The following is a 13,497-nucleotide window of genomic DNA, read 5'->3' on the forward strand; positions in this document are numbered from 1 at the left end:
GCCGGTGATGTTAAGTCCGGCGCAACCTTAACCAGACGTTAAGCAATGTCAATTGATGGATCCAATTTTGGTTAAATCATCCGTTATTATCCTTATTGGCTCGGAGGAATTCTCCGGACCGGCGGCTTGAGGAGCGTGTCAAGAAGTCTACGACCTTGTGAGCCCGTGATCGCTCCATCGTAAGCCTCCCGTTAGCGCCGCGGACCACGCCGCCTGCGCCTGAGCGCACAGCACCTTCCGGGATTGCCTTTCCAGCCCATCGGACAGATCAGCCCCATCTGCTCGATCCGGCCTCGATATTCCTCGGCCTGCGACCCGCGGTCCGATTGGTGGATGCAGCCCGCAGCCGGTCTGCGCGAGAAGATTGCCGCGCTCTTCCACCTTGATCGCCGTTCGACAGCCGCCGTCGGAGCCGGCGAAGAGCACGTCTTCCTGGTGAGAGCGAGGAGCCTGATCGCGCGCTCGAAGCCGTTAATACCGCGTTCGACGCGCCCGTCACCGAGGAAGCGGGAGAGGCTGTCCCCGCGTGCGCGAGCATAGCGGATCGCCTCGGCGAGCCTTGTCTGTCCGCTGGTGCGGTCGAGCAGGGTACGCAGGAAGGCGCCGAGCGCCTCGACGAGCGATACCGATGCGGCCTGGCGGGCGGCGCGACGCTCGTCGGACACGAGCTCGCGGATCTCGCTCTCGACGGCGTAGATGACGCCGATACGCTCAATAGCCTCGCTGGCGATCGACGCCCCGCTGGCGGCGGCGAGCTCGTAGAACCGGCGGCGCACGTGAGCCCGATAGAAGGCGGGCGTCACGCCGCGCTCGACGAGCGCGTTGTAGCCGGCACAGCCATCGATCTGAATTACGCCACGGAGGCCGTCGCGATGGGTGAGCGGGCGCTCGCTCGTCGGATCGGGCTCGGAGACGAAGACGACCGCCGGCGTGTCCGTGCCCGCCCACGGCCGATCGTCACGGACATAGGCCCAGAGCTGGCCGGTCTGGGTGCGCCCCCGCCCGGGGTCGAACGCGCCCGGGATCGAACACCGGCGTTGGTGGTCTCGTCGGCGAAGAGCTTGGGCGAGACCTTCAGCGCCGCCAGCATGCGCGCGTGGACGGGCTTGAGCAGGAAGGCCGCCCGGCCGACCAAGTCCGTGAGCGTCGAGCCTTGAAGGGCGATTGCGCGGCAACGGTCAATCTGCGCCTTACGAAAGAGCGGCAGATGGTCGGCGTACATCGCGACGGGATGTGGGCGACGGTCGCCTCCGTCGGGAGGGCGCCCTCGATCAGGCCGGCTGCCGCGGGCGCCCGCCGCACGCCATCCCCGCAGGGCCGACAGGCGTGTTCGAGCTGGCGGAGGGCGAGCACCCGGGACTGGGCGGGGATGACGTCGAGCCGCTCGGAGACGTCCTCCCCGATGCAATGGAGCGCGCCCCGGCAGCAGGGGCAGCTCCTGTCCGCGATGTCCCCGACGCGCTCGATTTGGGGCCCGCGGATCGCGCCCTCCTCGATCCGCTTCGCGAACAGGCAAACGCCGGTCCCGTCCAAGACCAGCAGCTACACTGGGTCGGCGCGCTTCGCGCGGAAGACGTAGATCACGTTCGAGAATCGGTCGGCGCTCATCTCGTCGCGCACCAGGGCGGCGAGCCTTCCGCGCCGTTGCGGACGGCGACCGGCGTCGTCGCTATCATCACGTTCGCCGCCCCCGAGGACCCGATCACGACGGCGACCTCAGAGCCGCGATCACCGCCGCGACGGTCGCGGCGTCCTCACCGCGACTGCTCCTCAAAAAACGCAGTCGATCTCCAGCCCAACGGGCGCAGTGCCTCGTCCGACCGGGCGCGCCGGCGCTCTGCAGCGCCTCGACTTCTTCGGCTCGGACGGCGGTAGTTCTTTAAGGACCGCCGGCTCGAAGCCGGGTCGATCGTCGCCCTGCGCACAACCGGCCCAGGGGGCCTGCGCGCCTCGCAGCGCCACGTGAGCAGCTGCTGCAGCGTCAGGCGATGCCGGCGCGCGATCTCGGACACGAGCGCGCCCGGCTCGAGCGCCTCGGTGACGATCTCGACCTTCTCGTCCGCGCTCCAATGCCGGCACCCACAAGCACCGTTGATCACCTCGAGCCGACGCACCAAGCGCTGCAGCTCGAGCGTAGGCTCAAGTCCAAACACGATCGATCTGCGACCCACCGACATATCCAGAGGCTCGCCCATCAGCTCTCGGCGAGAAAGGTGGGCCAGGACAGTGCTTACCGGCGTGTGCCGGGGCGGCGATCCGCAGCGCGTCAGGACCTGCCGACGCGCGAACGCACGCTGGGTCGAGGACGAGCGGACGCGCTATCCAACGAACAACACGCTCGGAAGAGCAGTTTCGAGGCAAACGAGGTGCAGCGACCAGGCCTCACCCCCTCCGAGAGCGGTCGTCCGGCCGGACGCACTTGTATAAAATGTCTACATAAGCTTATGATTGTATAAAGCCGGCTTCGTAGCCTCAAAGTCTTTACCGAATCTCGTCGAATTCATATGTAATATCAAGGGTTTATGCTCATATGGCTGCAGGTAGAGCGCTTCTCGAACGATCCATTTACTATAGGCGGCAGTTTTTGTTGTTTGCGAAATGCGCTCTGATTAGATGGATTGCAGCGCTCAGAGGCGCTCTTCCAGCCTCATGGAGAAGACAGATGCCCACGATCGAACCGGCCGCACCCTTCACGGACATCGCCGATCTGCAGCTCGCAGTCTACATCGGAGCGCAGGTATTCACTCCCGAAATGCTCGACGAGAATGGCGCAAACCTGCTTGTCGCTGCGATCGCAGCGCGGCTGCGGCGCTCGATGCCGCAGGTCGTCGGCGACGCGCGGGTCATCGGTGCTGACCCGGAGCGCGTGCTCTCCTGCCTGGAGTCCATGCGAGCCGACGAGGTGGTCTGGTTATTCGACGGGATCTGCCGTTTCGATCGAGCGCGGGTGAACGGTGAAATCGACCCCAAGCCCGTGCCGAGCGCGGACGTGCTCGGATGGCTCGGCCTACTGCGATTGCAGGTTGTCGCGGACGGATACGTCGTCGTGGTTCTCTCGAACTGGGCGGCGTGGACCTCGCACATTCCGACGATCCGGGCCTCCATGGCTTCCGACGACGTGGAGCGCGTTCAGCGCCGGCTGATCGACATCGCCTCGGCAATTCTCGCTGGAGACCAGACGCGCTGCCCCGACGCGTGTCACCTCGCGGCGAGCATCGCCGCCGCGAGTGACATGAACTTGTTTCGTGTACGCGAGATCGACGGTTTCACCTCCAAGCTGGAAGCGCTCGAGCTCTGCGATTTGAGGGCCGACTTCGCCGATGGCTCACTTCCGCTGCGCCTGGTCGCCGGTGTGAACGCCCCCAGCTCGACGAGGCGAGGTTGAACAAGATGCGGGTGAAGGCGCTCGACTGGTCTCGCTAAACCTCTATCTGGCCGAGATCTCGAGCGATAGCTCGCTCAAGCTCGATCTGATCGAGTAACGCATCGATGTGAGCACGTGTATCCTTCCCGGAGTGGCGCCGATGCCTACTCGGATTAATGATGTCGAACACGGTCGACTTCGGCGGGAAGCCTCGCGGAAGCTGCGACCACGGCGTTCGGGTACGTCTAACAAAGAAGTAGGCGTCAATGACGGCACGCAAGTCCGTATTCGGCGAAACGGAGACTCGTTTTCTGATCTCAGGCTCGATCGTCAGCCACTCTCCGTCATCGAGCCGATCGGGAAGAAGCTCGGAAACGAGGGAGCTTCTTGTTCGCGTGGGGGAGCGTGCATGCGGATTTTCCGGGGAGACGAGAACCGGCTGCGGCGTGCTCAGACGTGCCGCCGCCTTAGCGAGGAGCGCCAGGGCAAACGAGCTCGGGACAACGTGACGAACGCGTCCGTCGGTCGGGGCGTCGATCTTCTGGAGCAAGCCGAAGCCGCCCTTGCGAGCATCGGAGCCGAGCTGGTTCGTGTGCCGAACGGTCGCGAAGTACGACAAGCCGACCTCGTTGGCGAGCGCGTCGATCCCGAGCGTCTGTCCGCGCAAATGAGCGCGCACGACGGCGAGGATGATGGCGAGGCCGACGAGAGAAAGGTTCGGCGCGGTCGACCGCAGCGCGGACACGAATTCTTCGACCGGGCCGAGAACTCGAAGAACCGTGTCCGCGTCGGGGGGGCGATCGGCCTTCGAATCGTTCGCGGACATGCTGATCCGCTTACCTCCGCAGCGGCACCGAGGCAAGTGCCTCGGACGGGCAGCTTTCGAGCCGAGGTACACGGAGATGATCACTGCGCGGTGCCTGCGGACAAGTTCGGGTTTCTTGCTTTCAGCCTGCCAGTCGGCACACGCGCGATCACCGGATCACAGTGAGAGGATGCCATGAAGACGAAGACGTCGGCGGTGGTCGTCGCCCCCGCCTTGAACGAAGCAGACGGAAAGTTTCTGCTGAGCGTCGGGATCAGCGAGTACGGGCTCTTCAGAGATCCGGACGAGCCCATCACGGATTTGATCGACGATATCGAGCAGCGGCTCGTCATTGCGCTGGATCATTGGGATCCACACGTCCGGCTGTTCGAGGCGCTGACGAGAGGGAGTGCACGCCGGTGCCTGTCGGCCTTGAAATTCATGGACGCCTCTACGCGACGGGATTGGGCCAACTCGATCATCCGCTCGGCGTCGGAGCTCGAAGAGCCCGTGCCGCCCTTGCCGGCGAGACTCGACGGAAGGAGCGCCGTTCGCCCCGGGGCGGCACGCCCGGCGCGACGACCGGCGAGCGGTGTCGTGATGATCCGCCGATTGCTCGAGGGCTGGACGGTCCTGCCGTTCTTCGCAAAGCTCACGTCATCGCTCAGGGAGGACGAACGGAACGTTTCTGGGCGGCTTCGCGAGCTGATCGCCGTCATGGAAAATAGCGACGAGGCTCCTTCTACTTGCCCGTCGACGCGCGCCGCGGCGTTCGCCTTGGCCCGCTCCGTGGGCTCGCCGCTGGTGCTGGTCGACCTGAGGTGGGGCAAGAAGCCAATCGTCGAGGCCATGGCGGCCCCGCTGCTGCGCGACGCAATCCGCCTCGGACACGTGCGAAACCTGCTCGTCTCGGGTGTCAACGCCCCGTGACGGCATCGTCGGCCTCAACGGAACGGTTCGGCGCAGCATCCCGGGTGGTCCTGACGAACGGGCGTGCACCGCGTCGCTCGATGCGAGCCGCAGTGGATCATTTCTCTCGTCAAGACAGCGGGCCACCGCCGCTCGCCTGCGTGCCCGCACATGCGCTGTTGCCGAGCCGGCGCTCCCAGGCGAGCGCCTGGGCGACGATGGTGTCGAGGTCGGCGAAGCGCGGCTCCCAGGCCAGGGTCACGCGGATGCGGGTCGCGTCGGCGACGAGGGCCGCGGGATCGCCGGCGCGGCGCGGGGCCTCGGCCACGGGGAAGTCGATGCCCGAGATGCGCTTGACCGTCTCCACCACCTCCCGCACGGAGGCGCCGCGGCCGTAGCCGCAATTGAAAGTGTGACGCCCGCCCTTCGCGCGCAGGTGCCTGAGCGCCGCGAGGTGAGCGTCCGCGAGGTCCGTCACCTGGATGTAGTCGCGCAGGCACGTGCCGTCGGGCGTCGCGTAGTCGGTGCCGTAGATCGAGAGCGCCGGCCGCAGGCCGAGCGCCGCCTGCGAGGCCACCTGATCAGGTGGGTGGCGTTGGTCGCGCTCTGGCCGGCACGCCCCTTGGGATCGGCGCCCGCGACGTTGAAATAGCGCAGGATGGCGTAGTCGAGCCCGTGCGCCGCGGCGGCGTCGCGGATCATCCACTCGCTCATCAGCTTGGAGCGGCCGTACGGGTTGATCGGCGCGGGCGGGGCGTCCTCGTCGATCGTCGCGAGGTCCGGCTCGCCGTAGACCGCCGCCGTCGAGGAGAAGACGAAGCGCTCGATTCCGGCGGCCAGCGCGGCCGCGAGGAGCGCGCGGGTCTTCATCGTGTTGGCGTCGTAATAGCCCAGCGGATCGGCCACCGATTCCGGCACCACGATCTTGGCGGCGAAATGCATGATGTCCTTCACGCCATGCTCGCCGACGACGCGGGTCACGAGCGCGGAATTGGCGACGTCGCCGACGACGAGGGGCACGCCCTCGGGCACCATCGGCCGCACGCCGGTCGAGAGATCGTCGAGGACGACGACGTCCTCCCCCGCGTCGACCAGCGCGAGGACGGCGTGCGCCCCGATATAGCCGGCACCGCCAGTGATCAACACCGTCATAAGCGCTCCTGTAGCTCGAGTTGCGCGCAAGCGCTCACAACCCGCAAACGGGCGTTTGGGGAATCACTCGGAACCCCCGAAACGCTCGGCGACAGGCCGCGCTCGTCGCGACATGTGAGCTTTACCTCGTAGGGTAGAACGTGCAAGCTCGCCGAGCGATCTATACAAGGGGCCGACGGATATGCTGGGATTGTCGATGCAGGCGGGTTGCCCCTTCTGTGGGGGAGAGCATTGGGAGAGCGGACGGACATCGAGCGATCCGGCGGCATCGTCCGTGCTTTCGAGTTCGTCGACCGTCCAGGACCATACGGCACTTTTGAGCGGCTTTGCACTGACGTCACCCGTATTCGGGCCCACACCGGTGGTCGTCACCTATTCGTTCTCAAGCGCGGAGCCGACGCGCAATTTCGAGCCGGGCGCCAATCCGTTCGTGGCGCCACTCGATGCGCAACAGCGGGCCATGGTGCGCGACGCGCTCGCTCAATGGGAGGCTGCCGCCGGCCTAACATTCATCGAGACTTCGAAGCATGAAGGCGACATTCTTTTCGGCATATACACCCTCTCTTCGGGAGCGGGAGGAGACGCGAGCTACCCGCAGCACGGCTCTTTCGTCGATCCCGCCGGCGTCCTGCGCGTCTTCTCAGGGCTCGAGGCCGCGTCGGGCAACGTTCGCTTCTCCTCGTCGGTGGGTGCGTGGTCCGCGGAGACTTTCCTCGACATCGCCCTTCATGAGATCGGGCACGCGATCGGGCTGAAGCACCCGTTCGAAAACACGCCCCGCCTCGATGCGACATTCGACAACAAAAGCCAGACGGTCATGTCCTATACAGGGCCGAAAGCCACGGCACTGGGTCCTCTCGATGTCGCGGCGGCGCGTGCTCTCTATGGGGCGCCCTTGACGCCGGAGACGACACGCCCGTGGTCGTGGGACGGACACAACGAGATCTTCACGCGCAGCGGTACGGCCGCGTCGGAATACCTGCGTGGCACCAATGCCGCGGACGTCGTCGACACGGTCGGGGGCCGTGATGCCGTCGTGACCTTCGACGGCGCCGATCGGATCGTGGCTCGTGGCCAAAGCCTCGAGGTCAATGCGGGACGCGGCATCGACGTCGTGGTGAATACCGTGAGCCGCGACCTCGTGTCGGACATCTACATAGCTCCGGGAGGCACTTTCACCAGGATCACGATTGGCTCGGAGCAACAGAACTTGGTGGGTGTCGAGCGTGTGCACTTCGCAGACGTGGCGCTCGCGTTGGACCTCGAGGGTTTTGCGGGTCAGGCGTATCGGCTCTACGAGGCGGCTCTCGACAGAACTCCCGACCATGGCGGTCTCGGCCATTGGATCGCGGCGCTCGACGCGGGCATGCCTCTCCTGGAAGCCGCTTCTGGTTTTATTCGCTCCCAGGAGTTTCGGAACCTCTACGGCCCCGATCCCGACAATGCGAGCTTCGTGACCGCGATCTACAAGAACGTGCTGGAGCGCGATCCCGAACCACAAGGCTTCGACTACTGGCTCGGCAAACTGACAAGCGGCGTTACGCAAGCCGAGGTCTTGCTGGGCTTTTCCGAGAGTGTTGAAAATAAAAACTCTGTTGCGCAAGCAATTGCGGACGGTATCGTGTATGATTTGTCTGTCGCATGAAGTCCAGCTTAGTCGGTTTGCGCATAGATTCTCGAATCATTCGTCTTGCAGCATTCGATTTCGGAAAGAATTGCAACAGAATCGCTGAGCGGAGATGGATGTCGGCACGTGACCGCGGTACATACACGGCGGACGGAGACCTTTTCCGGTCGTCGTGCCATGTCTCCGCGCGGCCTCATCTTTTGCGGTCCGCGATCGACGCGTGACGCACCATAGATCCGGCGGTCGCGCGCGTCGCGCATGCCGGCGGTTAGGCGCGCGTTTCGCAAGCGAGTAGCGGTGATCACGATTCTCGGTCGCGCACGCCCGGCATGATCGTCATCCGGTAGCGCGCGGTGTGTCCCGGGTGAAGCAGGCTCGTTCCGGGACGCTGCTCGAGCGCGCCAGATCCGCCGGCCTCGGCCGCGAGGCCCTGCCATGGCTCAATGCACAAAAAGGGTGCTCCGGGCAGTGACCAGATCCCGAGCTGCGGACTGTCCGGGAATGCGACGCGAAGGCCCAAACCGGCATGCGGACCGAACCAGAGGCTCCGGGAACGGGCGCGCTCAAAATGGATCGAGCCCGCCTGGAAGAGGCCGTCATCGAGGCGAAGCGTCCGGCCAGCGAGAGATATCGTGTCGTGGCCTGGAAGAAGGAGGCCCGTCACCGGATCGGCCCGTCGAACGCGACCGTCTTCGGCGGTCTCGAAGTGGACCTGGTAGCGGCTGCGCTCGGCTGGCTGCGTCGGCCACACGAAGCCCGGGTGGAAGCCGAAGCCGAACGGCATCGGCTTCTCGTCGACGTTCTCGATGACGGCCACGATCGAAAGTTCGAACTCCTCCGCGGCGACCTCGATCGTCAGCCGGAAGGAGAATGGGTACATTGCGCGCGTTTCATCGTCCGCATCGATTGCGAGGCGCACGCGTCGATCATCTCGCTCGATCAGCGTGAAATCGCGGTCCCGGGCAAAGCCATGAGCCGGCATCGGGTAGTCGTGACCGCCGACGCTTATGCGGCCTCCCGGTGAGCGGCCGACGACCGGGAACAGTACCGGGGCCTGTCGTCCCCAGATCGACGGATCGCCCGGCCACAGGACGGGAACGCCGTCGAATGCGAGGCCGACGAGTTCGCCCCCGCGCTGTGCGACGCGGGCGCGGACGGGTCCGCAAGCGAGATCGAAGACGTCGTCCGCCATGCGATAGAGCCTCCGATTTGGCCGATCACCGGCCCCTGATGGGCCGCGGCAGATGAATGATGCGGACCCGCAGCGTTGGATTGGCGTCGCAGGGCATGGATCTCGGCAGATCGTTCGATCACCGTACCGCCGCCTCACCAAGCCGACTGAGGAGAATGCATCATCTCCCGGTCGACCAGGTGAGCGGCTTTCGCACCGCCCTGCTAAAGCAGCACGATGCCGTCGACGATCGACGGCGCCACGCCCATCACGTTCTCCGCGCTCTCTGCGAAGTCGGCCAGCACTTGCGCTTGCGACCGCGAGCCGGACCTCAGTTCGTTCGTCCAGAACTCTAGCCCGCCAGCTTCACCTTCACGGCCGAGAACGTTCTGGTACAATCGCGCGACGAACTGCTCGCTCGTCGGGTTCACCCCATAGATGGATTGGAACTCCGCCGAGCCGACGAAGCCGGCGGCGATGTCGACGAGCGATATGCCCCCGTCCGCGCGGTCGATCCAGAATTTGAGACCGTCGTTGTCGGGAGTTCGGTCGAATGCGGCTTGGTACACACGGTAGACCGACCCGGCATTCTCACCCGGTGCGGTATCGTAGGCGATCGTGCGCACGATTTGATCTTGATTGTTCATGAACTGCACACGCTCGACCGATTCTCCGGACACGGCAAACGGCCGGGGGGCTGAAATCGTGATCGTGTCGTCTTGTCCCGAAGTAATCTCGATGAGTTCGGGTTGCACTCCGATCGCCTCGAACCGGACGATCACGGTATCGACGCCGCTGCCGCCGCGGAATGAGTGCTGCCCGTTCGCGACGACGAGCGTGTTGTTAGCGGCATTTCCCGTCGTCGAGGAATTGACCCCGTCAATTGCGTGGAAGGCCGCCAGCGACGTCGATCCGAACGAGATGTCGCCTACAGTCGGGCGCGAAAGGGTCGCGACGCCGCTGTTGAAATCCATCGTCTGGAGAGACGCGCCGGCAGCCGTGCCGCTGTGGAACCCCGCGGCGGTCAGCGGGCCGCCGATCACCGTGTTCGACATCACGCCGTCAGTGATCAGCGCGAGTGCGAACGTCTCAACGCCCGAGAAGTCCACCGTCTTCGGAAAGCTTCCGAAGCGCGCGATGAATGTCGCTGCGCTGCTTCCAAAAAACGTGTAGGTCTCGACGAACCGGACATCCCAATTGACGCCCGCCAGGTGACTGATGTCGGCGATCAGCCGGTCGTTCCCGCCTCCGGCCTCAACTCTGAACTGCGTCAGGCCCGTGGTCGTCCGAAATACGTCATCGCCCGGCGTTCCGCCGACCACGCCGTTGAAGATCGTGATATCCGCCATTTGTCACCCCTATCATCACGACACGACCGCAAATCGAGCCACCGGCGAGTGTCCCGAAGAGGTGTTTGCAAGTCAATCGCAAAGATCGATATTCGTCTAGTGGACGCCACACTCTCGATCATCCGCTCGAGTCGGCCGCCCCGGAGCGCGGATCCGGCCCACCGCCGAGCTCGCGGATCTTGATTTGCCGCTGGGGGCGCATGGATGAGCCGGTGTCGCTTTCGGCGAAGACGTGCGGTCGGGCCGCTGCGTGTGCGTTACACGTCGGTGCCGTGCTATCTCTCCGGTGCTTGGTCGAGGACATGCCGGGCGGGTCAGAAGCAACTGTCGAGCGCGGAGGCGGTCAATCTCATCCGCGAGCAGACCGCAGCGGATAGGTGAGGATGCCCACCGGCACACTCAATAGCTTGTAGAAAAACGGCGCGCATTCGTCGGGCGTACTCGGGCTGCGGTCGCGATCTCCGTTCGTGCGCCGGGACGCAGGCCGATGCTCACGTACGCGGGGTGGTTCACAGCGGCCGACGTGGACCAATCCGGCTCGGGGAGGGCAGGGGGCCGTGCACGTGGAGTGGAAAATCGGCCTCGCGTGTGCGGAATTGGCATGGCGTCCTGAAGTCGGCTCCGCGCGGGACGACAGGGCGAGCTTCATCAGTTCAGACAAGCGATCGACAAAGAACAATTGACGCCATCGCGACGGAGGATGGACTATCGGCGCATATCCGCGAGGCGTCTCGCGTGGCTGGAGGTGGCGAGCATGAGCGCGAGGCTTGGGATCGGTGAAGCGATAAAGACCCTCGCGGTCGTCGGCGCCACGCTGCTGATCGCCGCGTGCAGCCAAACGGCGAGCGGCGGCGCCGCTTTCGGAGGTGGGGGTTTCAGCGGCTTTCAGCGACAGCTTTCGGCCTCATACTCCTACGCTCCGGCGACAGCGCCCGATGGGGCTGCCGCGGAGCGGTTCGAATTGCGGCCGGGCGATTGTCGCGGAACATCCGACGATTGCGGCGCTGATCGGGAACGAGCGGAGTTCGCCGAGACTGCGCCATATTCCGCGCTCGATACCGAGTACTGGTATCGCTTTTCGGTGTTCCTCCCGGAAGACTTCCCCGAGACGACGCCCCTCGACACCAAGCTCGGGCAGTTTCATCAGCGTGGGCCGGGCAAACCGGCCGCGATGTTTCTGCTCGACAGGGGCCGCTACCTGCTCGAACTCTCGAACCCGTCTGCTCGGCAGGCATCGCCTATGGCGCCGCTGCCGCCCGCATTACGGCGCGATCTGATCTCCGGGTCCCAGATGCGGGGGCGGTGGACACAGATCGTCGTGAATGCGCGTTGGTCTCTGTCCGACGAGGGCTTCGTTCGCGTCTTCGTCAACGGCCGTCAGGCTGTCGACCTCAGGGGCCGAAATGTCGACCGTGACGCGCCGGTCTACTTCAAGTACGGCATCTACCGAAGCTTCCTCAGTCGCTACGGCGGTCGCGAGGCGCCGACACTCGTCGCCTACTACCGCGACGTCGGTCGGGCTCGCACGCGCGACGGGCTCGCAGAGTAAAGCCGCGGTCACGTCTCCGCGGTGGGCCGGGGCTCGATCCTTGGCCCCCCTCGAACGCGTTCGGCACGTATCGTGCGGGCAACGCTCTTCGGCCCGGGACCTCGACACTGGGGTAGAGAAGGGAGCGGTGTTGGGTCTCTTCTCGCGGCCGTGAATGCCCGACTTCGTGGACCTGGACTTGCCGCGGCCCGCGATGACCGGTGGCCGAGACACCGGGGCAGCGGAGGCGGGCAGGCCCCGCAAACTATTTCGAAATGCGCCGCCGGCGGCATCGGTGGCCGTCCGTGTGTCGCGCCCCGAATTGCCGCGCGCCTGCGTCCGCTGCGGCTCGCCGCGATCAGCCAGCGCCCCGGGCGGGCGCTCCAGGACCCGCGCGGCCTCCGGCTGCTCCAACGCCTCCCAGAACTCGATCCAAGTGAATTGCACCGACACCCGCCTAAAATGCTATTGCCGCTCGCAGCCGGCAGTGGCGGGCACGAGCACACCGCCCCGGACGCGGTGGCGCCGCCGGACTATGCTCCGCAGGACGGCCACGACCGGCAAACCCGGCGGGTCGCTTCAGACGTCGAAATCAACACGGATCGCGACGGCACCGGCGCGCAACGACGTGGCGATTCGCCTTCAAATCTCCACCGTCTCGATCCCGAGAAGCGGACACGCCGCCGCCATGCGTCGATCGAGTGTGCAGAGGGACGCCCCGTGATCGGCGGCGACGGCAAGATGAAGCGCATCACCCGCCCTCAACGAAAGCTCGTTCCGATCGGCGAATCGGGCGGCGATCCGAAAGTGTTCCGGGTCGACGCGCAGGCGACGCAGGCCGGACCCGCCGAGACGCGTAAAGGCCGACAGCGCCGATGCCCGGTCGCGCTCGCCGATCCTTCCGCCGCGCAGCTTGATCGACAGCGCCGACGAAAACTCGGTGGCGACCCAGTCGCTGATCAGGAGTAACCCGGGGGCCTGTGCCGCCAACCAGTCCTGCACACGGTCTGTCTCGGCCTCCGGCGTCAGTGCGGCCACCAAGACGGACGTGTCGAGATACGGCATCAGAAGCGATCCTCGTCTCGCATGCTGCGGACGAATTCCGCCGCGGAGCCGGTGGCCGGGGGCATCGACGCTGTAAGCCGTCTGAGCTCCTCGCGATCGATCCGCTTCGGCTGCTCCTCCGCGCCCACGATCCGTGCCACGGGTTTGCCGCGCCGCGACACGGTGACGACCTCCCCCGATGCCGCGCGCTCGAGAAGCTCGCTCAAACGTGCCTTTGCTTCCGCGACGTTGATTTCGGCCATCGAGCCCTCCTGACCATTAGAGTTGGTCAGATAATTGCCGGGCCGTACGGTGTCAAGGCAACGGCTGCGCTCGGCGCCGGACCGAGGCCGAACATGTCGGGGCGGCTCCCGGGTGGTCGCGTGGCGCCCGATTTTGGCCTCCCAATAGGGTAGGGCAAGCGTGCAGGCCCTCGCTTTGATTGGCATCCTCGCCGCGGCCGGCCTGAGTAGCCGGCTGTGTTGCCCGCCCCGAACCGTCGCCCCTTGCCGGCGCTCGTAACAGCCGGCCGCAATCATCCAGCGCCG

11 protein-coding genes and 2 pseudogenes are annotated in these 13,497 nt (G+C 65.4%); 4 read left to right on the forward strand and 9 right to left on the reverse strand.

The window, feature by feature from the left end:
- Positions 1 to 191: 191 nt before the first annotated feature.
- From IEX89_RS24850 to IEX89_RS18930, 3 genes and pseudogenes are all read right to left on the reverse strand, one after another.
- Positions 192 to 1,025 (reverse strand): IS66 family transposase, encoded by an 834-nt coding sequence (locus tag IEX89_RS24850; protein WP_444544460.1) that lies wholly within the window; start codon positions 1,023 to 1,025, stop codon positions 192 to 194.
- Positions 1,015 to 1,503 (reverse strand): annotated as a pseudogene (locus tag IEX89_RS24855) (IS66 family transposase); the annotation flags it as partial. The pseudogene IEX89_RS24855 and the gene IEX89_RS24850, both read right to left, overlap by 11 nt.
- 251 nt (positions 1,504 to 1,754) lie before the next feature.
- A complete protein-coding gene (locus tag IEX89_RS18930; RefSeq protein ID WP_188914822.1) occupies positions 1,755 to 2,195 on the reverse strand; it encodes a transposase in 441 nt (146 codons plus the stop codon).
- 467 nt (positions 2,196 to 2,662) lie between these two features.
- On the opposite strand from IEX89_RS18930, the gene IEX89_RS18935 reads away from it, so the two are divergent.
- Positions 2,663 to 3,385 (forward strand): hypothetical protein, encoded by a 723-nt coding sequence (locus IEX89_RS18935; protein WP_188914823.1) that lies wholly within the window; start codon positions 2,663 to 2,665, stop codon positions 3,383 to 3,385.
- A gap of 34 nt (positions 3,386 to 3,419) precedes the next feature.
- On the opposite strand, the gene IEX89_RS18940 is transcribed toward IEX89_RS18935, so the two are convergent.
- Positions 3,420 to 4,190, reverse strand: a complete 771-nt coding sequence (locus IEX89_RS18940) for a transposase (RefSeq protein ID WP_188914824.1) — start codon at positions 4,188 to 4,190, stop codon at positions 3,420 to 3,422.
- Between the two features lie 174 nt (positions 4,191 to 4,364).
- Here IEX89_RS18940 and IEX89_RS18945 point away from each other — a divergent pair, with 174 nt between their 5' ends.
- On the forward strand, positions 4,365 to 5,099 hold the full coding sequence (locus IEX89_RS18945; protein ID WP_188914825.1) for a hypothetical protein: 735 nt from the start codon (positions 4,365 to 4,367) through the stop codon (positions 5,097 to 5,099).
- 109 nt (positions 5,100 to 5,208) lie between these two features.
- On the opposite strand, the pseudogene galE reads toward IEX89_RS18945, so the two are convergent.
- Positions 5,209 to 6,230 (reverse strand): annotated as a pseudogene (gene galE / locus IEX89_RS18950) (UDP-glucose 4-epimerase GalE).
- 181 nt (positions 6,231 to 6,411) lie between these two features.
- On the opposite strand from galE, the gene IEX89_RS18955 reads away from it, so the two are divergent.
- Positions 6,412 to 7,875: a DUF4214 domain-containing protein gene (locus tag IEX89_RS18955; RefSeq protein WP_188914826.1), complete on the forward strand. Its 1,464-nt coding sequence runs from the start codon at positions 6,412 to 6,414 to the stop codon at positions 7,873 to 7,875.
- Positions 7,876 to 8,158: 283 nt separating this feature from the next.
- Here the strand turns inward: IEX89_RS18955 and IEX89_RS18960 are convergent, their stop codons facing one another.
- Complete coding sequence (locus IEX89_RS18960; protein WP_188914827.1) at positions 8,159 to 9,049, reverse strand: aldose 1-epimerase family protein; 891 nt, start codon at positions 9,047 to 9,049, stop codon at positions 8,159 to 8,161.
- A 203-nt stretch (positions 9,050 to 9,252) separates the two neighbouring features.
- Entirely contained in the window at positions 9,253 to 10,377 is a 1,125-nt protein-coding gene (locus IEX89_RS18965; RefSeq protein ID WP_188914828.1) for a DUF4214 domain-containing protein, read from the reverse strand.
- A 754-nt stretch (positions 10,378 to 11,131) separates the two neighbouring features.
- Here IEX89_RS18965 and IEX89_RS18970 point away from each other — a divergent pair.
- The gene (locus tag IEX89_RS18970) at positions 11,132 to 11,926 is read left to right on the forward strand and encodes a polysaccharide lyase family 20 protein (RefSeq protein ID WP_188914829.1); all 795 of its coding nucleotides are present in this window, start codon (positions 11,132 to 11,134) and stop codon (positions 11,924 to 11,926) included.
- A 621-nt stretch (positions 11,927 to 12,547) separates the two neighbouring features.
- Here the strand turns inward: IEX89_RS18970 and IEX89_RS18975 are convergent.
- Together IEX89_RS18975 and IEX89_RS18980 are read right to left on the reverse strand one after the other, a co-directional pair.
- Positions 12,548 to 12,970, reverse strand: coding sequence for a type II toxin-antitoxin system VapC family toxin (locus tag IEX89_RS18975; RefSeq protein ID WP_188914830.1), 423 nt, complete (start codon positions 12,968 to 12,970; stop codon positions 12,548 to 12,550).
- On the reverse strand, positions 12,970 to 13,212 hold the full coding sequence (locus IEX89_RS18980) for a type II toxin-antitoxin system Phd/YefM family antitoxin (protein WP_188914831.1): 243 nt from the start codon (positions 13,210 to 13,212) through the stop codon (positions 12,970 to 12,972). The genes IEX89_RS18975 and IEX89_RS18980 overlap by 1 nt, the downstream gene beginning before the upstream one ends.
- Between the last annotated feature and the right edge of the window lie 285 nt (positions 13,213 to 13,497).

The sequence above is a fragment of the Salinarimonas ramus genome, assembly GCF_014645695.1.
GTDB lineage: Bacteria > Pseudomonadota > Alphaproteobacteria > Rhizobiales > Beijerinckiaceae > Salinarimonas > Salinarimonas ramus.

Excerpts from the sequence above, each read along its gene's own strand:
- IEX89_RS18975 (WP_188914830.1), bottom strand. The coding sequence starts at position 12,970 with ATGCCGTATCTCGACACGTCCGTCTTGGTGGCCGCACTGACGCCGGAG.
- IEX89_RS18960 (WP_188914827.1), bottom strand. The coding sequence starts at position 9,049 with ATGGCGGACGACGTCTTCGATCTCGCTTGCGGACCCGTCCGCGCCCGC.
- IEX89_RS18955 (WP_188914826.1), top strand. The coding sequence starts at position 6,412 with ATGCTGGGATTGTCGATGCAGGCGGGTTGCCCCTTCTGTGGGGGAGAG.
- IEX89_RS18970 (WP_188914829.1), top strand. The coding sequence starts at position 11,132 with ATGAGCGCGAGGCTTGGGATCGGTGAAGCGATAAAGACCCTCGCGGTC.
- IEX89_RS18965 (WP_188914828.1), bottom strand. The coding sequence starts at position 10,377 with ATGGCGGATATCACGATCTTCAACGGCGTGGTCGGCGGAACGCCGGGC.
- IEX89_RS18980 (WP_188914831.1), bottom strand. The coding sequence starts at position 13,212 with ATGGCCGAAATCAACGTCGCGGAAGCAAAGGCACGTTTGAGCGAGCTT.
- IEX89_RS18940 (WP_188914824.1), bottom strand. The coding sequence starts at position 4,190 with ATGTCCGCGAACGATTCGAAGGCCGATCGCCCCCCCGACGCGGACACG.
- IEX89_RS18930 (WP_188914822.1), bottom strand. The coding sequence starts at position 2,195 with ATGGGCGAGCCTCTGGATATGTCGGTGGGTCGCAGATCGATCGTGTTT.
- IEX89_RS18935 (WP_188914823.1), top strand. The coding sequence starts at position 2,663 with ATGCCCACGATCGAACCGGCCGCACCCTTCACGGACATCGCCGATCTG.
- IEX89_RS18945 (WP_188914825.1), top strand. The coding sequence starts at position 4,365 with ATGAAGACGAAGACGTCGGCGGTGGTCGTCGCCCCCGCCTTGAACGAA.